At 56.8% G+C, this 22450-nt stretch carries 9 protein-coding genes; 2 read left to right on the top strand and 7 right to left on the bottom strand.

Going from position 1 to position 22450, the window contains the following annotated elements:
* Positions 1 to 15: 15 nt before the first annotated feature.
* Together MHH62_RS02725 and MHH62_RS02720 are read left to right on the top strand one after the other, a co-directional pair.
* Positions 16 to 1230, top strand: coding sequence for a histidine decarboxylase (locus MHH62_RS02725; protein WP_014718553.1), 1215 nt, complete (start codon positions 16 to 18; stop codon positions 1228 to 1230).
* A 14-nt stretch (positions 1231 to 1244) separates the two neighbouring features.
* The gene (locus tag MHH62_RS02720) at positions 1245 to 1580 is read left to right on the top strand and encodes an isochorismate lyase (protein ID WP_014718554.1); all 336 of its coding nucleotides are present in this window, start codon (positions 1245 to 1247) and stop codon (positions 1578 to 1580) included.
* A 313-nt stretch (positions 1581 to 1893) separates the two neighbouring features.
* On the opposite strand, the gene MHH62_RS02715 is transcribed toward MHH62_RS02720, so the two are convergent.
* From MHH62_RS02715 to MHH62_RS02685, 7 genes are all read right to left on the bottom strand, one after another.
* Positions 1894 to 2091, bottom strand: coding sequence for a hypothetical protein (locus MHH62_RS02715; protein ID WP_032872340.1), 198 nt, complete (start codon positions 2089 to 2091; stop codon positions 1894 to 1896).
* 1 nt (position 2092) lies between these two features.
* On the bottom strand, positions 2093 to 2287 hold the full coding sequence (locus tag MHH62_RS02710; protein ID WP_232246130.1) for a toxin C-terminal domain-containing protein: 195 nt from the start codon (positions 2285 to 2287) through the stop codon (positions 2093 to 2095).
* Between the two features lie 376 nt (positions 2288 to 2663).
* Entirely contained in the window at positions 2664 to 3128 is a 465-nt protein-coding gene (locus MHH62_RS02705; RefSeq protein ID WP_339233044.1) for an IS3 family transposase, read from the bottom strand.
* Positions 3129 to 3245: 117 nt separating this feature from the next.
* Positions 3246 to 3539, bottom strand: a complete 294-nt coding sequence (locus MHH62_RS02700) for a transposase (protein ID WP_020300742.1) — start codon at positions 3537 to 3539, stop codon at positions 3246 to 3248.
* Between the two features lie 271 nt (positions 3540 to 3810).
* The gene (locus MHH62_RS02695) at positions 3811 to 4080 is read right to left on the bottom strand and encodes a hypothetical protein (RefSeq protein ID WP_032902385.1); all 270 of its coding nucleotides are present in this window, start codon (positions 4078 to 4080) and stop codon (positions 3811 to 3813) included.
* Positions 4081 to 5096: 1016 nt separating this feature from the next.
* A complete protein-coding gene (locus tag MHH62_RS02690) occupies positions 5097 to 5369 on the bottom strand; it encodes a colicin immunity domain-containing protein (RefSeq protein WP_032902389.1) in 273 nt (90 codons plus the stop codon).
* Positions 5366 to 22432 (bottom strand): hemagglutinin repeat-containing protein, encoded by a 17067-nt coding sequence (locus tag MHH62_RS02685; RefSeq protein WP_339232394.1) that lies wholly within the window; start codon positions 22430 to 22432, stop codon positions 5366 to 5368. Before MHH62_RS02685 ends, MHH62_RS02690 begins: the two co-directional genes overlap by 4 nt.
* Between the last annotated feature and the right edge of the window lie 18 nt (positions 22433 to 22450).

Below are 22450 nucleotides of genomic sequence, written 5' to 3'. Positions count from 1 at the left end.
TAAAAGGAGTTAGACATGACTTTATCCCCTGCCGACCAAAGCAAGCTTGAAGGCTTCTGGCAGCACTGCGTGACACATCAGTATTTCAACATTGGGTATCCCGAATCAGCCGATTTTGATTACTCCCAGCTGCACCGTTTCTTGCAGTTTTCAATTAACAACTGCGGGGACTGGAACGAGTACAGCAACTACCTGTTGAACTCGTTCGACTTTGAAAAAGACGTCATGACGTATTTCGCCGAGCTGTTCAACATTGCCCTTGAAGACAGTTGGGGTTACGTCACCAATGGCGGGACGGAAGGCAATATGTTTGGCTGCTACCTGGGACGCGAACTGTTTCCGGACGGCACCCTGTACTACTCGAAAGACACCCACTACTCCGTGGCAAAGATCGTCAAATTATTGCGGATCAAATGCCGTGCGGTCGAATCGCTGCCCAATGGCGAAATCGACTACGACGACCTGATGGCAAAAATAACCGCCGACCAGGAGCGTCACCCCATCATCTTCGCCAACATCGGCACCACGATGCGTGGAGCCGTGGATAATATCGTGACCATCCAGCAACGCCTGCAACAGGCAGGCATTGCCCGCCACGACTACTACCTGCACGCTGATGCGGCCTTGAGCGGGATGATCCTGCCCTTCGTCGATCACCCACAACCCTTCTCGTTTGCCGACGGCATCGACTCGATCTGCGTCTCCGGCCACAAGATGATCGGCTCGCCCATTCCTTGCGGAATTGTCGTGGCCAAACGCAACAACGTCGCGCGCATTTCAGTGGAAGTGGACTATATCCGCGCCCATGACAAGACCATCAGCGGCTCGCGCAACGGCCACACACCCCTGATGATGTGGGCGGCACTGCGCAGCTACTCATGGGCTGAATGGCGCCATCGAATCAAACACAGCCTGGACACGGCACAGTACGCCGTCGACCGCTTCCAGGCCTCGGGCATTGATGCCTGGCGCAACGAAAACTCCATCACCGTCGTGTTCCCTTGCCCATCAGAAAGAATTGCGACGAAATACTGCCTGGCCACCTCCGGTAATTCGGCACACCTGATCACCACACCTCATCATCACGACTGCAGCATGATCGACGCCTTGATCGACGAAGTGGTTGCCGAAGCTCAACTGAATACCCTTCGATCCAAGCGAGCATTCACTGAACAAACGGTCGTCGAGCGATTGCCCGCGGCGTCATTCAACTTGCGTACCCATTATTGAAAGAGACCAGCCTCATGCTGCCGCTAAAACCGCCACAAGCCTGCGAGAACCTCAATGACATTCGAGCGGGCATCGACTTTTTTGACCGCCAGATCCTTGACTCGCTACAAAAACGCCTGCGTTACGTAAAGGCTGCGGCGCAGTTCAAAGCCAACGAACAGGACATTCCAGCACCTGAACGCGTCGCGGCCATGCTTGAGGAGCGGCGACTATGGGCGGTAGAAGCCGAACTTGATGTCGCTTTCGTCGAGAAGCTCTACGAGCAGATTATTCACTGGAATATTCAACAGCAAATCCTGCATTGGCGGGCCACCCGACAACCAACGTACTCGGCGCAGGCCAAGTCATGACGATGGCGGGTGGATGCCTGACGACTTGAGGTCTGCGATTCACGCGGGCTGTCCTTGTTCGAGTGGTGTGTGTTCACAACTATCACCGTAGACCAAGGGCGGCCTTTTCTTCATTTTTTTGTAATCAGATCAGCCTGTTAGCTGTTAATTAAGTGCCATTCAAATCTGTCCCCTTTTTGTTTCGCCATAATGCTGATATCGAATTCTTTGCATTTGACCTTGCCCGTAATTCGATTGGCCGCAGTGTCGGGTAGAGTCACCGTAGCCCCATCTATTCTGCTCTACGCCCCCCCCGGCACTACCATAGCCCGCGTTAAAAATCCGACTCGCAATTAAATAAAACACAGACACCATCTTCCTTCCCAACCAAGCTGATTGGCTTTTTACTTACGCCACCGTCAACTGAAATCTCAACCATAAGAGTTTGATCCTCAAATGAGCGTAATTCTTCAATTAATTCAGAAATGGTCTTCCCACGTGTAATCCAATCCGGCATCTCAGTTTTTTTCATTTCAATCACCAATACGTTTCATATTCACGTCAAAAGTACCCAGTCTCGTATCTTTCGAGCCAAGCGCTTTAACCGATTTAGCTGCTTTCCATGCTCCTCCGTTATGTCCGTCAAGGTCCCTAGTGATATACAAATTCCCCTGTTTGAAAACAGCCTGCCCATCATGAACTGTTTCGTTGATTTTTTTATACCCCAACGCTTCTGCAGCCTGCTTGTCCTCCTTATTTGTCCTATAGACAGGTTCGGCAAGAGGACGAGGAGAATTTGCCTCGGTGGGCCTGTCCCCCGGCAGCGTACGCCATGAAGCTGGTTATCCAGTCTTCTGCCTCAAGCTCTTTGCATATTCGTTCGGAGAACGATACCCCAGAGCTGAGTGCAGTCGACTGCTGTTGTAAAACCCATGCACATAGCTGGCGATCGATAGCTGTGCCTGTTTTTTGGTGGGGTAGACCCCAAAAGCCTCCTCTCTTTTCAGCGTAGCGAAAAAACTCTCCGCCACTGCGTTATCCCAGCAATTTCCCTTTCGACTCATGCTCTGTTTGAAGTCCTTCTTAGCTAACGCTAGACGGAACTTACTGCTTGCGTACTGACGGGCCCTGATCGGAGTGAAATACTGCTCCGCTAGTGCCAGAACAGGCGCTCCAGGCATTCAGAAACGCACTTTCCACCAGGCCATCTGGCATGCGGTCTGACAAGCTGTAGCCCAAGATCTGGCGGGTCTGGATGCTCAACACTACGGCCAGATACAGCCAACCCTCTCTGGTTGGGAGATAGGTGATATCACTGACCCAAGTCGGAGTGGGGTTATCGATGGCAAACTGCCGCGCCACCACATTGTTCGCGACCGGCAAGTAATGGTTGCTGTCAGTGGTACAGGGCCTGAAACCGCGTTTGGACTTGCCGTGAATACCCTCCTCCTGCATCAACCGGCTGACTCGCTTGTGGCCCACTGCATACGATTTCTGGCGTAAGGCTGCGACCAACCGTGGCCGACCGTAGGTGTGTCGACTGGCCGCATAGACGCTTCTGAGCGTCAGGATCAGGGCGAGGCTGCCTGTGCGTGTAATCGTAGAAACCTGAAGTTGAGACTTCCATCACCCGGCACAACATACGTACCGGGTATTGAGTCCGTTCAGCAGCGACGAAGGCGTATCTCACCTGGACTCTCTGGCGAAGAATACCGCCGCCTTTTTTAGGATTTCACGCTCCATTTTTAGCTCGGCAACCTCGGCTCGCAGGCGGGCAAGCTCGCTGTCCTCCTTAGTGATGGGCTTGCGCTCGGGCGAGCTCAACGGTTGACCCTTGCGCGTGGCGTTCACCCAGTTATCGAGCGTTTTGACGGACATCTCTAGCTGGCGGGCAGCTTCGGTTCTGCCAACGCTTTCAGCTAACGCAACCGCTTGAGTCTTGAACTCATCGGTGTAGTTACGGCGAGTGGATGGATACATGGCAACCTCCAAGAGAACGATTTAAGTATCGCTTCTTGGCGTCCGTTGTCACGGGACAGGCCCAAGATTTATTTTCCAGAGACTGTTAAGGGGCGAAAAATCATGCTCAAAAAGGGCGTATTGAGCAGCTAGACCGTAGGTCGTCAGGGTGGGTGCAAAAGGGATGCAACTTGACTGCAGAAAGGATGCAAGAAGGCGGCAAAAAGGGTGCAGATTGGGTGCAAAAACACCGGCGCTAAGCCGGCGTCAGATCACATCTAGGCCCCTACAATTAACAAAAGACATTCAAACCACAAGCAGAGATAAAATCACGTATCGGTATATCAAGAAAGCTACTCTCTCCAGCGGAAAGAACATCTTGCAATGTGACGATGCCTTTTTCAAAGTCCAAAGAAACGTCAAAGCAATTAAACTCGAACTCCCTGAACAGAACGCTCTTTGAGCAAATCCGCTCATCAAAGGCATCTTTCAAAATAGAGCGAACGCTGTCGTCCAACTCTTGGGCGACAAATCGTTCTATTATTGTGCCGCCACTGCTCATAACCACTCCTAACTAGTACGGGAATGCAGTCTGAATCACACCATCCCGAACATTTATTTTGATTGTCGATGTTGGAGCGCCTGAGACGTTAGGAAAAAAGGGGACAGATTTATTTTCCAGAGACTCATTCCTTATATCTGAAAGGACTCGTCAAACCTATAAATAAATCTGCCCCCTTTTTTTTCAAAGTTATTGGCAGTTCGCCTGTCGCCTTTGCACAAATTAACTATTAAGAAGGCGCTTTAACTCCTTTTTTGCCAAGTGCCGATTACTTTGTGAGACAGCCTTATCTGTTGACAATATTTTCAGATCATCCACAAAGGAAGAGGCCTCTTGGACCGAACTGTGCGCGATCCAAGAAATGGCGAGTTTTATCCAATAGTCAGAGTCGTGCTTCAGCCCTATCTCTGCCACACTCATGCAGGGAAAGTCGAGACCTAACGCTTGCCTAACACTTTCAATAGGCATCTCAAGCAATGAGATAATCCGCCTAAAGTCTGACGAACTAACTAGAGGAAGTACAATCTCATTACTTACAAGTTTCCAGCAACCAGACTCATCTCTGTAAATTATGAAATCGCTACCCAAGATAGTTTTTTCAGAATCAGTCATAAATCACATTCCAGGATGATGTTTGACATTGAGATCGTACTGCTTAAGAGTCTGCTCAAATTTAGCTCTGACCTCAGGCGTCCAGTTCTTCCAGTAGTGCCCACTAAATTCATTAGTGATTACCTCCCCGTTGGGCCCTCGCCGAAACATACCACCAACGAGAGTCGACCCATCGGACTTTATTGTCTCTGCCAACTGTTGATGAGGAGAGACTCCAAGGTTATTGGTTGGTTTACCGACAGCAAAAGTATTCGTTTTAGGATCAAAAACAAACTCAATGGAACCGTTTTTTGTGCTAGGAAAATAATTCTGTATAGCCTTAGATGATACCGAACCCGGCTCCAAGCCTAATACTCCAGGTGCAGGGCCTGAACCCTGCCAGCTTGTGGTTGCTTTTGCACCAACTAATCAGCGACTATTTTTTGCAGCAAGCTTGCGACTTCAACTCTAAGTCTTTCATCGTCAAATTCATACTCTTCCCTTGATTCTTTTGGTTCGTACATATCCGCAGCACAAAAGATACTGGACAAGCACTCGCTCAACGAAGGCTCATCAAGCTGAAGGACATTGCTATCCCGCTCAATTTTCCAAAGCTCAATATACGCTTCAGAAAAAATTTCGGCTTTCAGCCTTCCCGCTACATACGATCTTGCAAATTCCAAGATAGTAAGACTCATCGCAGAACTCCATTTTTAATAAAGTTTTCAAACTGCTGAGTTCCCGGTGAGAGCTTAAAGCCCGTCACAAAATTTCCTGACGCATCGAGCACAACAGCGTTGTTGGTAGTCGAATTAAAGAACACTTTGGAGTCTTTTACAAATCCGTATGTGCCTTGCTGAGTCGTAGAAGGGGACCCCATGTGAGTTTTGATTGCAGACTCATACTGAGCAAGAGTTTCAGGATTTTTCTTTGTAGTCACCACACCAAAATCAGAAGCATGCTTGAATTTTTTATCGAGCTGCTTCTGGGTAACGCTAGTTAATGACTCAGCAACGCTATTACCTTTTGCACCGTTCTCCTCACTGTACATGTTTCCCGGATCAAGTCGATGCTCCGGCGTCACATACTTGCCATCATCCTGTCGCCCGTCCAGCGGCGTCCCACCGGTATGAACCGTCGGAGCAACCACACTGCCATCACCAAATCCGCCACTGCTCGGATGCACGGCGATGTCAGTCAGGATCGGATTGACCAGACTGCGATTGCTAGGATCAAGCAGGTGGATCGGGAATGCCGTACCGACAATCACATCCCAGATCAGTATGCTGCTTTTCATGCTTTGCGCAGCATTCTCTCCAGTTTTGGCTGCTGCCTCAACCATGGAGTTTGCCGCAATACGCAAGTTTTCCTGAGTGGTTGGGTTAGCTGCAACTAACGCGCCTCCTATGGCTGTGATGCCCGCCATAGCGAGAGGTATCGCCGGTAAGAAGTTATTTTCTCCATGACCGCTTTTATTCAAGCTCGTTAGCAACGTCAACACTTGCTGAGCTTTTTGCGGGTCGTCTCCTGCTATCTGAGTGATCTTATCTGCCAGTGCTTGAGTTTCAGGAGAGTGGTCGTTATTTGTGATATTGCCAAGCACTCGGTTGACGATAGCGGACCGTTCGTCTACGTGGCGACTACCTAGCTGCCTAAAAGCAGCCTTGCCGTCCATCATGCGGCCAACCCAATCAGGGTTTGTGCCTTGCGCAATCTCCGAACCAGCGCCGAGCAGGTCCACCATCTGGAAAATCGTCTCTTCGGTTCTGTCACCTAACTTGGCGGCGTCGGTTTTCCATTGTTCTAATGTTGCCTTTGGGGATGTCACCGCTTTCAACGAAGAGTCAGTTACATACAGATCCGTACGTTTTTCCTGGTCCTTGGTAACTTCGTAAGCCTTATCAACATCGCGATTGAGCCCCGTCACTGCAGATGTAGCATCGCCCACATCCCGCACAACGATCTCACCCGCGCCCACTGTCGCGCGGACTGATTGCTCGCGGTCCTTATCGTACTTCCAGCCAGTAACACTCCACCCCGTCTGCCCCGTCTTGCCTTTACCGACCTGGCTCGGATCCTGGGTAGTGCTTTCACCGTTTTTATAGGTGCCACCGACGTTCAAGTAATACCCGTGCTCTTTATCTTCTCCAGAGATGTCTCTGAACCCCAGCGTGCCGGTGTCCAGTTTCAAGTTGCCATTGTCCGAAGCGATTAAAGCGCCATCGAGTTGTGTGTGCTTCTCCGTACGGATATCCAGCTTGTCGCTGGCGGTGATCCGCGTCTGGTCTTCGACCCAATTGGTTTTTCCAGAGGTCTGACCGTAACCAACCGAACCGCTGACACCGGCGCCCGGCCCGATGGTGACGGTGACACTTACATCAAATTCTTTGCCTTTGACTTTGCCGGTGTCTGGGACAGAAGAAACATTCAGGTCACCGCCGACCCGGCCAATGACTTTATCTCCCCGTAAGTCGGCACCTGCGACCTGGGTATCGCGGCCGCTCTCGAAGCCCAAACGATCTGCAGCATAGAGATAGGCATCCTGTTGACGCTGCCCTTCCCGGTCCAGGTTCCCTTTGCCCATGCTGACGCTGGCATAAACGCCGACCCCCTCATTACCAAAGGTAAACCCGACTTCGCCACCACCACTGTTTCTATTACTGTCGCTTGAACTGTCGTTCTGCGCAGCACGGATGCTCAAGTCGTTTCCTGCCTTGAGATCGATGTCGCGACCAGCCTTGGCTTGCGTACCTACCAGGCTCAGGTCATTGCTCGCGTTCAGGTTAATATCGCGCCCGGCCTGAGCTGTCGTGACGGTAGAAGTACCGTTACGACCCTTCTCACTAGCAACGCCATGGCTCCCACCTACGCCTAACTTTATGCCACCACTGGTACCGCCATGGATGCCACCCCAGCTCTGACTCTCACTGTCATTTTGGTTAATGCTGCCCTTCGCTACATCAAGCGAAACATCCCGACCTTTGATGTTGATATCACGGCTGGCATTCAACTGGCCGCCGCTGATGGCCACATCATTCCCGGCGACCAAGTTGAGATCTTTACCGGCCTTCAGGGTCGATGAGCGATTGGTCTCTTCAATCAGCTGCGTGCTGGTGCTGTGCTTGCTATTGCCGAATTTTACGTCCCCAGTAGGACCAGCAAGGAATTGGCCGACTGCATCAACACCTTTCAGCGTACTGGAGCCCTTGCTGATGTTGTCCTCTCCCTTCCCGGCCCCGCTCACCGCATCCTTGGTGTTGCCATAGTTGTGGTTGATAGCCACACTCAACCCGTTACGCTCCGTCTCCCGCTGCTGCTCCATCAGCAAACGCTCACGCGCCGCATCGATGTTGATATCCCGCCCGGCCGTCAGCTCAGCATCATTGGCAGCCGATATATCCGACCCACGCTGGTTGATATCGCGCTTGGCATTGATCGCCAAATCTTGCCCTGCATTGATCTGGCTGGCGGCTGCTGTTTGCTGCTCAAGTCTATTTTTCTCTGCACTTTTATCAGCGCCCACAAACAAGGTCACACCATTGGCGTCACTCGATACGCCAATACCGGTCTGTTTGCTTTTTTGCCAATCGCGCTCACTGGTACTGCTTTGGGCCGCAAGTACATTGACATCGCGCCCCGCATTGAGACTGACATCACGCCCGGCGCTGACCCCACTGCCCACCAAGTTAATATCTCGCTCGGCGTGCAAGTTCGCATCACGATCCGCGGACACCTGGCTCCCCACGCTGGTGCTGCTTTGGGCTTCCTGACCAGCTTTTTTGGCCGAGGAGATCGCAATAAACCCACCGGAGATCGTGCCGGTTTTCTTCTCGTATTTTTCACTACGGCTATAGGCGGTGTCGTTAGCAGAGACGAGGTTGATATCGCCCGTTTCCTTGACCAGTCCAGACCTCAACTCGACATCATTTTCTGCACTGATCTCACTGGCCCGCACCCGTACATCATTACCCGCCGCCACCACAACATCATTGCCCGCCTCCAACTCACTGCCCACTTGGCTGGCAGTGGTCTTCAACTGGCTCTTGCCGCTTTTGGACAGCCCCAGGAATCCAGACTTGGTCTTCTTGCTGTAGGAGCCATGTTCCTCGACACCCGACAACACCGCGACGTCCCCCGTGGACCCCAGCAACATGTCCCCACCAGCCTTCAACTGGCTGCCGATCACGGTGACGTCACGCCCGCCGTCGATGCTCATCCCGCCATCAGGCTTCTTGGTGGTATTGATGGTCAGGTCTTTACCGGCTTCAACGACCGAGGCCACGTTGGTGCTGTCGTAACTCTCCCGCTGTTGGCTTTTGCTACGACCGAATGAGCCCTTGCTCTTTTTCGAGTAGAACGAAGCGTCTTCGTCCAGTGCCGACAGGATGCTCACATCGCGCTGTGCATCGAGGGTCACGTTGCCGCCCCCGGCAATCCGGCTGGCGGTGAGTTCCAGGTCTTTACCGGCATTGAGCGACACATCGCCGCCGGCCGTCAGCACGCTGGAAACCTGGCTGATGTGGTCCTTGGACTGGGTGACCTTCTTGGACTTGCTGGAGGAATGCTGTTCGTCGGCGGCCGACGAAATGCTCAGGTTTTCGGTGGTCGTAATGCTCAAGTCACGCTTGGCGTCGATGCGGCTGGCAATGGCGCTGAAGTCACGCCCTGCCGATACCTTGAGGTCACGGCCTGCCTCCACGCTGGCACCGTTTTGCGTCACGGTTTCGGTGCGCAGGCGGCTGCCCAGATCCAAGCCATTGCGTTGCTCAACGGCATCGATGTGCACATCGCGGCCAGCGACCAATGTGGTGTCACGTCCGCTTTGCAGTACGCCACCGGTATTGGCGATGTCACGACCTGCATTCATCGTCAGGTCATTAGCTGCCTCGATGCGTGACGCACTGTCGAGATAGTCGCGGCGCTCAGCGGTACCGTTGCCGGTACGGGTTACTGCACGGTCGTTGATCACATCACCCTTGATCGCCGTCAGCGTGACATCGCGTCCGGCGATGATGCCGCCGGACTTGTTGACGATGTTGTTACCCGCCAGCAGGTCGAGGCGGTTGCCGGCTTCGATCAAGCCGCTGTTGATCAGGTCATTGCCCGCTTTGGCGGACAGGTTGTTGGTGGCACGCAGGGTCCCGGCGTTCTCCAGGTTTTCGCCGGCGATCAGGTTAAGGTCGTTGCCTGCGATCAATGCGCCATTGGGTGCAAGACGATTGTCGGCCTGGGCCATGTACAGCACCGGCACCAGCACCTTTTCACCGTTCACTTCGTGCTGTTCGAGCCAGACGATGTCATGGGTCAGCGCCGCGACCTGTTGCGAGGTCAAGGTAACGCCCACTGCCAGGTTCAGTTGCTGCTTGCTCTGGATCGCATTGTCCATCAGGTACTTGAACAGCTTTTCGTCGGTGTTCTGGCCGTCGATAAAACGCTGCCCTGTGCGTGCTTGCACGGCCTGCTGGATCAAGCGTTGTTCATAGAGCCCGTCGCCCAGGCGCTTGGCACTTTCGTCCGGGTTGTAACCCAGCCCTGCGAGCAAGTAGTCGGAGCTCATGAACTGCTTGAGGTCGGTGAGCACCGGGTTGGTTTCGATCAGGTATTTATGTGGTTGCGACTTTGGCGCGGTAGGCGTGAAGCCTTGCACGCGGTTGATGGTCTGGCTGGCGACCGGAGTGGTTTGCGCCAGCGCATTGACCGGCTGGGCAATCACCTCCGCGACCTGGGTTGGGCTGCTGCCCGCACCTTGTGCGACGGGTGTGTTCACCACCGGCTGCACGCCTGGCATAACCGGCGTCACGCCAGGGATGTTCAACGTCGGCCGAGCGGGCTCGCCCGGTGTGGCGACCTGAACGTGGGTGTCCCTTTGGGTCAGCGCCAGGTCTGGCTGATCCGCAGGCCCTGTGACCTTCGCCACTGGCGGCGTTGAACCGCTGGACGGATCTTGGGCGTTGATACCGTCGCCCCGGGCGATTTCACCTGGGGTGATCTGGCTGGGCGTCCAGCCACTGCCGTTGGCCACATCGCCGGCCCCGGCAACGTTAAGTGTTCTGGTGGTGGCGGTGACACCACTGACCTGACGTGCAGTGGAGTCCACCTGACGCGTAGCTGCGCCCTGTTGAGTGACGCTTTTGAAATCGAAGGTGCGCGTTTCAAGCGCCGGTTGTGCATCCTGGCGTTGAGCCAGGCCGAGGGTCGCACCGCCCATGGTCCAGCTTTGTGGGCCACTGGTGGCTTGGGTGGCCTGGGCATCCTCACCCGCCCGGCTACTGAGGCGGAACAGTCCGTGAGTGCCCGTGGGCAAGGTGAACCCGCGTAGCGTCAAGGGGTTGACTTGTTGTTGGGCCAAGTCCGGTGGCAGCTGCGCATTCAAGTCGATTGCAACAACAGCATTATTGACTGGACGAGTGGCATCAAACCCACGTCCGGAACCTGTCGATATCGGCTGGCCCTCTTGGATGACACTGTTGACCAGATTCTTGCTGGCATTGATTTGAACCGCACCGCCAGCCTGAACGATGGCTTGGGCAGTGCCTGCACTGCCGGGCTTGGAGATCATCCGCTGATCGTAGAAATTGACTCCACTCAGAGTGGCCGGTAATGCCGACCTGGTGCCCGCGTTGTAGGCTGGCGCAGGAAACAGGGCTTGGAAATTGACATTGAAGGTCGTGTACGTTTTCCAACCAAACGTCAGGTTGGTTTGTCGCTGAGCCGTCCCCCCCATTCTTGTGTAGGGCGTCACCATCGACTCGTTCCAGTTTTGATCCCAGAAATGCAGGGTTCCCGCGCGTCTCGAACCGGAGCCTTGAAGCGTATAGGACGGATCATTCGCAGCGTTGTAATCCATGATCGAACGCCAGAAACGGGAGATATTCTTGTCTTCCTTGAGGTTAGGAAGGTCGAAAGACTTGAGAACCGAATACTTTCCTAATGTGGCGCCAACGTTACTGAAGTTTTCCAGCGCAGCACTGATATTGCCGGTGGCCGAAATAACCGACGCAGAGTTCAACAGGCTACGTCCCTGAACATCCAGGTTCCTGCCGGACGAGATGCTTGCGGACACCGACTCCGCATCCACCTTGGACTCATATTCTTCCATCAGCACCATGTGCCCGGCCCGTGCCGACGTGCCTCTCATCCCGATAGCGCCGGAAACCAATGTCGATGAAACATTGAAGAATTCTTTTTTGTTTTCTATCGCGCCCACATGGAGCGTCATATCGCCCGCGCTTTCCAGGTTGGCCGAAATATTGTTCAGGGTGCCCGCCCAATTGCCCTGTATATCCCGGGCGACAAAGAGTTTGCCCAGGCTGTAAACATCCGCGTTTTTATTGGTAAAACTCTCGGCCAGCAGCGACATGTCACCACCGCTGATGATCGCGCCGCGCTCGTTGAGCAAGGTCTGCGTGTCAATCAGCATGCCCTCACTGCTGCCAAGAGTGCCCGCGTTAGTCAGCGCTCCAGCACTGATCGCCAAATTGCCCATGGCGCTGATACGGCCCGAGTTAGTCATTTGGCCTGCGACGCTGATGGTAGCCCCCCGGCCCCCCGTAATACTTGAAGCAGCATCAAGGTTTAACGAAGCGGCGCCGACGTTCAGGGTATCTACGCTGCTGATACGCCCACTGCCGCCGTAGGTCCCCGTTAGCCCCAGGCTGAGCGTGCCATCACTGGCAATCAACCCGTTATTCACCCAACTGCCACCCTTACCTTCCAGGTGCGTCGAAGCCAGCAACTGCCCGGTTTCCGTCTGGGTAAAGTGATTGACGTTGACGTTCAATCGCCCTGCCTGAATGACACTGGTGTTGGTCCAGGTATCCGCGTTCAGAGTCAGGCCACCACGAGTTACAACAGTGCCGCCCGCGCCGGTTACGTTGGGCAACGAGATGTCGAATGTGCCCTCACCCACATGCAGCAATTGGCCGCCGTTGTTCTGGAAGCTCGCAGCCGCCAGGGTCAGGTCCTGGTTGGCGGTTTCCACGGCGCCGTTACGGTTGTCGAACACGCTGCCGATCTGGAACTCTGTCTTGCCGGCGCGTCCCAGGGCGCGCAACTTGCCGCCCTGGTTATCGATGGCGTTGGCGGCCACGGTCAGGTTGTTGGTGCTTTCGATCAGGCCGTTGTGGTTGGTCAGTTGGCCATCGAGGCCAAGCGCGATCTGGTCACCGGCAATCTGGCCGGCGCTGTTTTCCAGGGCGCTGCCATTGATGCGCATCAGGCCCTTGGCATACAACGCGCCCTGCTGGTTATTGAGGGTGGCAACCGTCAGCCATGCATCGCTGGTTTGCGCGCCGAGATAGCCGCCCTGATTATCGAATTGACCGGCATTGAGTAGAAGGCGCTGGCCTTGAATCAAGCCGCCCTTGGGGCTGCCATTGAGGTCATGGCCATTGCGAAGCACTCCCACCACACCGGCTTCAATGGCGCCCTTGAGACTGGCGAGCACACCGCTACGGTTGTCGAGGTTCCCGGCCTTGAGGTGCACGTCACCGGTCTGGCTGATGATATTGCCGCCTTGGTTGTCGAGATCGCCATTGACCTCGACACGCAGGCCGTTCTGCCCCTGCAACTTGCCCTGCGCGTTCGTCAGGCCAAAGGCGTTGATGCGCAGGTCGCCGTCCTGGCTGTAGATCAAACCGTCAGCGTTGTTTTGAACGATGGCGCTGGCATCGATGGCCAGCGGACCTTTGGCCGCGACGGTGCCGCCTTGGCTGTTGTTCAGGCCGCCCATGGCCAATGACAGGCGTCCCTGGCTGGCCAGTTGGCCGCCTCGGTTATCCACCTCGATGGCGCGCTGGAGTACCAACGACCCAGTGCCTGCGATCTTGCCGTTGACGTTGCCAAGGTTGCCTTGCAGGTTGAGCACCAGATGGTCGTTACCCATCAGCGAGCCACCGGTGTTGAGCAAGTTGCCACCCAGGAAGTTCAGGTTGCGCAGGGCCGTGATATTACCGGCACTGTTGTCGAGGTCGGCCGCGCTCAGATCCAGCGTCGAGCCGCTGTCGATCAACCCACCTTGGGTGTTGTTCAATGCGCCAATCACGTTCAAGGTCTGCTGCGCGCCGCTGGAAATAACACCTTTGTTGCTGTTATCCAGGCTCGCGGCGCTGACACTCAACTGCCCTTGGCTGGCCAACGCCCCTTCGGCACTGTTGAGCAAGCTGCCACTGAGGCGCACGTCAAGGTCGCCGTTGCGACTGGACAGCGTGCCTTTGTCACGGTTATTCAAGTGAGTGCCGATCAGGTTGAGGCCCTGCCAACCCGATATCAGGCCGCCGCGGTTAACCACGTCGCCTGCATTGAGCGTGAGTAACTGTTGGCTGATAAGCGTGCCGGCGCTGTTGTCCAGGCTGCGCCCCGTCAAGCTAAGTGCATTTTGGCTGGACAGTTCGCCGCCCTGGTTTTGCAGGTCGCGTAGGCGTTTTAAGGTCAACGGGCCTTTGGCAAAGATCAGGCCCTTGCGGTTATCCAGATCACCGTTTGCCAAGTCGACGCTCAGGCGCTGCTCACCTATCAACCTGCCGCCACGCAAGGCCATGGACGTGAGCGTGAGGTCCATATCACCCTTGGCCGATACCTCGCCGGCGTCACTGGCGTCTAAACTCAGGGCATTGAGTTCCAGGCTGCCCTGGCTGTTGATCAGGCCTTTGGCGCTGTTGTCCACGGCCAACGCATTGAGCGTCAGCGCGCTGGTACCCAGCAGGCTGCCGCCCTGGTTATTGAAGTTGCCCGCGTTGACTGTCAATGCCTGCGCGGCGTTGATCAAACCTTGTTGCCCGTTGCTCAGCAGCCCAGTGCTGGTCAATTCAAGGCCACCACGGCTGGTGAGCGTACCGCCGCTGTTATCGACCACGGCCGCTTGCGCACTCAGGCTTGCACCTGCAACCAAACCCTTGATGTTAGTGAGTACCTGGTCGATACGCAGTGTCAGGCCCTGGTTGCTGAGCAGGCGACCACCGCTGTTATTCAGGTTGCGCGCCACGATATTGAAGGCCTGGCCACTGGAGATTTCACCGGCCTGGTTGTTCACACCATTGAGATGGTTGAGCACCAGCGGCCCGGTCGCGTTGATGAGGCCCTGCTGGTTGTTGAGCTGGCCATTGTTCAGGTCCAGGGTCAGGCCCGCGTTGCTGAACAGCTTGCCACCTTGTTGATCAAGCCCATCGACGCTAGCCGTCAGGGCCTGGGCACTGCCGATGTTGCCGGCGCTGTTGTTCAGTAGCCCAGCCTTCAGCTCCAAGGTGTCGCCACTGGTGAGACGGCCCCCAGTGTTATCCAGCGCGCCAGTGGTTACACTGACCGCCCCTTTGCCACTGAGCACGCCCTTCTGGTTCCCCAGGCTAGCGCTGCGCAGTTGCAGCGTGCTGTCAGTCACGAGCTCACCGCCCTCGTTGTCCAGAGCCCCCTGCGAACCCAGCACCAACGCGTCGGCGCTGGAAATCCGCCCCAGACGGTTGACTACGCTCGCCGCATCGACGCGCAGGCGCCCTTCACTGTTGAGCACGCCTTGAGTGTTATTCAGCTCCCCTTTCAGCTCAAGTTGCAGAAGCTGCTGGGCGAGCAGTTTGCCGTTGCTGTTGTCCAGGTCCTGAGCGCTCAGCATCAGCCGCTGAGTGTTGAGCTGGCCTTGGTTGCGATTAAGCAGCTGGGTGAGCGTAAGGTTTAAGGATTGCCCGGCCAGCACACGACCCGCATCGCTGTTATCCAAGGTGTGCCCTGTAACGGTCAGGTCGGCGTTGGTCGATAGTTCGCCACCACGGTTGTCGACCCGATCGACCAGCAGTTTCACCGCCTTATCGGCGCCAACCAGGCCTTTGCGGTTGTCCAGGACCGCACCACGCACATCCACGGCTGTGGTGCTGATGAGTTGACCGCCGCGGTTACCGACCTGATCGATATCAACCGTCACCAAGGCTTTGCCCGATACATCACCGTCACGGTTGTCGAGTCGAGCGGAAGACAGCCGCATGGCGCCGTCGGCAATCAGCGTTCCGCGCTGGTTATCCAGCGCCTGGGTGGCAGAGACGTCCATGACGCCACGACTGTTGAGCAAACCATCAGTGTTGTCCAAGCGAGCACTGTTGGCGTTGAGGGCGGCTGCGCTGATCGCACCTTTGGCGTTGCCCAAAGCGTCTTGAATCTGCAGGGTCAGGCCCTGGTTACTGATCAGCTTGCCACCGCCGTTATCCAGGTTGCGAGCCGCCAGCACGAAGGCTTGCTGGCTGGAAATTTCGCCGCGCTGGTTATTGATATCAGCCAGGTTTTTCAACATCAGCAGCGGACTATTGATCAGGCCACCCACGTTGCTCAGTTGGCCGTGGTTCAGGTCCAGGTCGAGCTGGGTGTTGCTGAACAGTTCACCGCCCTGTTGATTCAGGCCGTTGATCGCGGCGGTAAGATTTTTACTGCTGGCGATACGTCCGCTGTTGGCCACCTGGGTGGCTGCCAGGTCCAGGCGATCAGCGCTGGTGATACGGCCAGTGTTGTTCAGCGTGCCGGTGGCCAGGGTCAGCGCGCCACGGCTGTTGAGCAGGCCTTTGGGGCCGTTGTCCAGGCTCGCGCTGGTGAGCGTCAGGGCGGCATCGGTCTCCATGACGCCGCCCTGGTTGGTGATAGCACCGCTGGCAGCAAGTGTGAGCGCACCCGCCGAAGAGACGGCACCCGCGTCGTTGTTGAGCGTCGCGCTGCTCACCTGCAGGGTACCTTCGCTGCTGATTTTGCCCAGCTGGTTATCCAGCCGACCATCCAGTTCAGTGCCGGGAATGGCGACCAGCGACATGCTCAGCGATTGCTGGCCCGCGAAAGTGCCTTGGCCGTTATCCAGGCGCGCGCCGTTGAAGCGGTTGTCCCGGGCGAAAATCATCCCTTGGGCCTGGTTGATCACATGGGCCACGGCCAGTTCCAATGCGGTACCGGCGATCAGTTTGCCCGCGCTGTTATCCAGGTGCTGCGCCTTGAAGTCGATGCTGCTCTGGCTGGAAATCTCGCCCGCACGGTTATCAATGGCGTCGACCGTCAGTTTCAGCGCTTTTGTGGCGCCTACCAGGCCGCCATCGCGATTGTCCAGGGAGGCCCCGCTCAAGCTCAGCTCGTCCTGGGCAACCAGTTCACCGCCCTGTTGGGCCAGTACACCGATAGTTGCCTGTAGATCCGCCTGGCTGGCGATTCGGCCAGCCGCGTTTTGCACATTATCGGCAGTCAGTCGCAGGGGCCCTGCTGCACTCACCAGCCCCTTCTGATTACGCAATTGTTGTCCGGAGAAGCTCAGGGCCGCTTTGCTGCTGAGCGAACCTTGCTGATTGTCCAACTCACCCACATTGAGCTGAAGGTCCTTCTGGGCAAGGATCACACCACCACGGTTGTCGACGTTGGCGCTGTGCAGCGTCAACAGGTCCTGCCCGGTCAGCCGCCCTTCGCGGTTATCCAGACGACCGGCACGCAGTTCCATCGCGCCTTTGGCCAACACTTGCCCTTTGGCCTGATTGTCCAGTAACCCATCAATCGTGGCCTTGAGTTGGCCGTCGCTGCCAAGTTTCCCGGCCTGGCGGTTATCCAGACTGGCGGCCTGCACGTTCAACGAGGTGCCGGCCCCGAGCGTGCCGGCCTGATTATTCAGCGCGCCCTTGACCTTCACATCCAGGCTGACATCACCGAGCACCTGCCCGGCAGTGTTATCCAAACTGGCCGCCTTCAGCTGCGTGTGGCCTGCGCTGACGATTTCGCCCTGGTCGTTAAGCAGGTCCTCATTGACCGCTAGGCGCGCGTCCAGAGCGCTGCTGACCTTGCCTTCACGGTTGTCCAGGCGCGAGGCACCCAGCTCGACACCGGCGGCTGAAATCAGCCCTTTGACGTTAAGCAACGCCTGTTCGATTTTGAGGGTCAAGCCTTGGTCGCTGAGTAAGTTGCCGCCGCTGTTGTCCAGGGTGTCGGCACGCAAGGCAAAGGCCTTGGCGCTGGAAATTTCACCGTTACGGTTGTCGACGCTTTTGAGGTTTTTGAGCAACAACTGCCCTGGCGCGTTGATAAAGCCATCGGCGTTATTCAAGTGCCCCTGGTTCATGTCCAGGGTCAGTTCGCTGTTGCTGTAAAACTCACCGGCTCCGCGCTGGTCAAGGCTGCTGAGGCTGGCGTTGAGCGCCTGGCCACTGGCGATACGGCCCTCGAAGCGGTTGTCTACGTCGGTCGCTGTCAGGTTGAGGCGATCAGCGCTGGTGACACGGCCTTGATGTTGGTTAAGCAATACACCTGTGGTCAGTTGCAGCGCACCGTCAGCCACAATGCGCCCGTGGCTGTTGTCGACACTGCCTGCATTTACCGTCGCCGTATCAGCGCTGAGCACCTCGCCGTTCTGATTGGCAAGGGCATTGGCGGCGCTCAACAGTAACGCCCCGCCGCTGCTGATACGCCCGCCGTTGTTGCCAAAGCTGGCGCTGCGCAGTTGCAAGGCGGCGTCGCTGCGCATGACGCCTTGGCTGTTGTCAGCCTGCCCGGCCAGGGTCACGTCCAGGTTGCGTTTGGCGTAGACACTGCCTTGGGCGCTGTTATCCAGGCTGGTGGCCTTGAGGTTGACATCCTGCTGCGCAGAAATCAGGCCCTTGAGCTGGTTGTTCAGCCTGTCGAGCGTCAGCTGGAGCGTACTATTGGCCAGTACGCGACCGGCATTGCTGTTGTCCAGCTCACGGCCCATCATCGTCAGTTCGGTAACGCTGGAAACTTCACCCCCTCGGTTGTCCAGCTTGCCGATGGACAGGTTCATGGCTTTACCCGAATTGAGCAACCCGGCCTGACGGTTGTCCAGCTCGTCCCCCTTGACTTGCAACTGCCCGACCGACGTGATGCTGCCACCTCGGTTATCCACGCTACCCACCACAAGGTGCGCCTCACCCTTGCTGGTCAGACGGCCCTTGGACTGGTTGTCCAGGCTGGCAGCATTGACCGTCAGCATCTGACCGGCAGCTAGCGTGCCTTTGTCATTGTTGACCGCGCCGTGGCTGGTCAAGGTCAAGCGGTTATCGCCCTGGATGCGCCCTTGACTGTTGTTCAGCGCAGCCACTTCGACTGTCGAGTGCTGACCCAGCAATTCACCGTTGCGGTTGTCCAGCACACCTTCTACGCCGAGGTTCAGGTCGGAAACGGCACTCAGTTTGCCGCCCTGGTTGTCCAGGCTGGCGCTGCTGACCTGCAAGGCTGCCGCGGAAATCAGGCCACGGGTGTTATCCAGTGCCTGGGCGATTCGCAGGGTCAAGGCTTGTTGGCTGAGTAACTTGCCGTCCGATGTGTTCAAGGCGGTTGCCGCCAGCTCAAAGGCGTGGGCGCTGGAAATTTCACCGCCCTGGTTATCAACGCTGCCCAGTTGCTTGAGCAGCAATTGCCCCGGCGCGTTGATCAAACCACCGTTATTGTTTAGGTAACCACCTTGCATATCCAGGCTTACATCGGCTTGGCTTGCGACATGCCCGTTACGGCTGTTGTCCAGTGCAGTAACGGTCATCCCCAACTGAGTGGCACTGCGCAGTTCTCCGCCTTGGTTGCTCAGGTTGCCCGTTGCAATCTTCAGCTCGCCAGCACTCGATAGCGTTGCGTCATCGTTGGTTAAACCACCGGCATTGATGGTCAGGCGAGCATCGCTGCGCAGCGTGCCTTGGGCGTTGTTCAACTGACCGCCAACATCGACGCCCAGTTGGTGTTTGGCGTACAGGCTACCGCCCGCGCGGTTATCGATGCCTTGTGCACTGATCTGTACCTGCTCAGCGGCAATACGACCGTTGAGCGAGTTGTTCAAGTCAGCAACGTTCACCTGCAAGTCAGTGCCGGCGCTCACCAGCCCCGCTTGGTTGAGCATATTCGCGGCTATACGCGCCGTCAGCGACGCATCGCTGGTCAGGGTGCCCTGACGGTTATCCAGGCTGGCGCTGTTGACGGTCACGCTTTGCCCGGCGGCCAATGTGCCTGCCTGGTTGCTGATCGCGCCACCCGCTTGGAGCACCAGCGTTCCATCACCCTGCACCAGGCCCTGGTCGTTATTGAGCGTCCCAACCCCAAGCACCAGGTGCTTGCCTAGCACCTTCGCGCTGCGGTTATCCAGCTCGCCATCGACTTGCAGGTTGAGGCCCTCCACCGCAGCGAGTCGACCGGCCTGGTTAATCAGTGTGCCCGCACGTACCTCCAGGGCCTTGGCGGTTAACCCACCTTTGGTATTGTCCAGGGCGCGGGCAATGCGCACGCTCAAGGCTTGCTCGCTGAGCAACTTGCCGGCGCTGTTATTGAGTTGATCCGCATTCAGATCGAAGGCTTGGGTGCTGGAGATTTCGCCGCCCTGGTTATCGACGCTGTTCAGTTGAGTCAGCAACAACTGGCCTGGGGAGTTGATCAAGCCGCCTTGGTTGTTGAGGTGACCCCGATTGAGGTTCAGGCTCAAATCGCCTTGGCTGAAGAGTTGGCCGCCATTGCTGTTGTCCAGGTGACCTACGGTCAACTGTGCGCCTGAATCGGCACTGAAACTTCCGCTTTGATTGGCGAGCAAACCACCCACCCGGGCGTTAAGCCGATCACGGCTGTGAACTCGACCGCGTTGGTCGTTGAGCAAACTGGCAACGTCAATATCCAGGCCGCTGGCTGCAATCTGACCGGCACCATTGTTCAGTGCCTGGGCGATACGCAAGCCCAAGGCTTGATCACTGAGCAGCTTGCCAGCGCGGTTGTCGAGGCTGTTCGCCGCGACGCTAAACCCACGGGCACTGGAAATCTCGCCACTGCGGTTGTCGACGCTATTGAGATTATTCAGCGCCAGCTGGCCACTGGCATTGATCAAACCTGCATCGTGGTTGTCGAGGTGGCCGTTGCTCAGGTCCAGGGTTAGGTCGCTATTGCTGTAAATGCGCCCTTGGTCATGCTGGTCGAGGCTGGTGACACGGGCATTGAGAGCCTTGGCGCTGTAGATTGATCCACCTTGGCTGTTATTGACCGGGCCGGCCGCCAGTTCAAGGGCGCCACCACTGGCGAGCACGCCATGTTGTTGGTTATTGAAGTTCCCGGCATTGACCTGTGCAGCGGCCCCCGATTCGATGCGGCCCTGCTGCTGATTATCCAACGTGCCGGCGATATTCAGCCCCAGCTCGCCCTGGCTGGTGAGGATGCCTGACTGGCTATTGTCCAGTTGCCCCGCGTTGACCCGCACCATCTGCCCGGCCACCAGGCGACCGTTTTGATTGTTCACCGCCGCGCTGGCAGTCAAGCGCAGCGCCTGGCCCGCAGATATCAGGCCGGCGACGTTGTCCAGGCTGTCGACCTGCAAGGTGACGTCAGCAAGGCTTGAGAGCTCGCCCTTGCGATTGACCAACTGCCCGATGCGGCCACTGAGCCCTCGGTCGCCCACCACCAGGCCTGCGTCAGTATTGAGCAACTGCCCGGCATTCAGCTCAAGGCGCGCGGCGCTCAACACGCGGCCTTGCTGTTGGTTATCCAGTTCTTCGGTCGTCACCTTCAGCTGGTTTTGCGCGCTAAGGGTGCCGCCGCGGTTGTCGAGAGTGCCATCCACATTCACGGCTAGGTCACGACTGGCGATGACGGTCTTGCCGTTGTTATTCAACTGGGCGGCAGTGACGTGGATATCGCCCTGAGCATTGCGCGTCTGATCAGCGTTGACACCCGCTTCGATGACGCCGTTGTTGGTCAACACCCCACCGCTTTGCAGCGCCACGCGATCACGCGCAGCCAGGCTTTTTTGATTGAGCAAGTCGCCTTGCGTCTTCATCTCAAGCACACTGCCCGCCGCGACCACGCCCTGGGCTTCAACGCTGCGGGCCTTCACGTCAATGGCGCCGGCCGCCGTTGTCTGGCCCATGACCACATGGCCACCGGCATCAATCTGAATATCACCGCCAGCGACCATGTCCCCCGACAACTTCACGCCGACACCCGCCTCGGTCCCCACCAGCTTGACTGCGCCCACATACATGCCGCCCAGTGCCGACGAGTCAATCGCCAGATCCGGCGCCTGGCTGCCATCCGCTGCCCGCGCCGTGGCATTCAGGGTGCGAGCGTCGACGTCGTTACGACCGGCGACGATGGTGAGTTTTTTCGCTTGGATCTGCGCGTTGATGGTGGCGGCGCGGGTGATGATTTCGAACTGGTCGACGTTGCTGGCATTCAGGCCGGCGCCTTCGATAGCCACACTGCCCTGTTCCACTTGGTAACGATTGATCTGGCCGTTTTCAATCACGGCTTTACCGGTGGTGAGCGTCGCTTGCGGGGTGTTGATAAAGCCGCAACCGTTACAGCTGATGCCATACGGGTTGGCAACGATCACATGGGCCGACTGCCCGGCCACTTCGGTGTAGCCGCGCAGTTGGCTGGGGCTGCCGCCGTTGACTTCGTTGAGAATGATATTGGCCGCGGTGCCGTGGAGGTTGGGGTTGCCGACAATGATGCCGCCCAGTTGGGTGGACTGGGTACGGTCGGTGGCGTTATTGAGGATGACCCCGTTGGCGCCAACGTTGTAGTCATGAAATTGGTTGTGCGAGAGGCCGTTGGCGTTCGGCGTGGCGATGTTGACGATGGGCACGCCATTGCCCGCTTGTCCGAGCGAAGTACCTGGAGCATTCACCACAATGCCGTCTGCCTGGGCCAGCAACGGGTGCCAGAACATGGCGTTGGCCAGAATCAATGCCAACCCACGTTTAGGCAGCCCCAGGAAATGGGCGCGGCTTTTTACGGCAGCAGAAGGCTGGCGCGCGAGGAATGCGTACTGGCGAACGTCCATGTCATGTCTCGAAGCCCG

The sequence above is a fragment of the Pseudomonas sp. FSL L8-0168 genome (assembly GCF_037976155.1).
Taxonomy (GTDB): Bacteria; Pseudomonadota; Gammaproteobacteria; order Pseudomonadales; family Pseudomonadaceae; genus Aquipseudomonas; species Aquipseudomonas paracarnis.
This window is presented reverse-complemented; position numbering and strand designations above follow the sequence as displayed.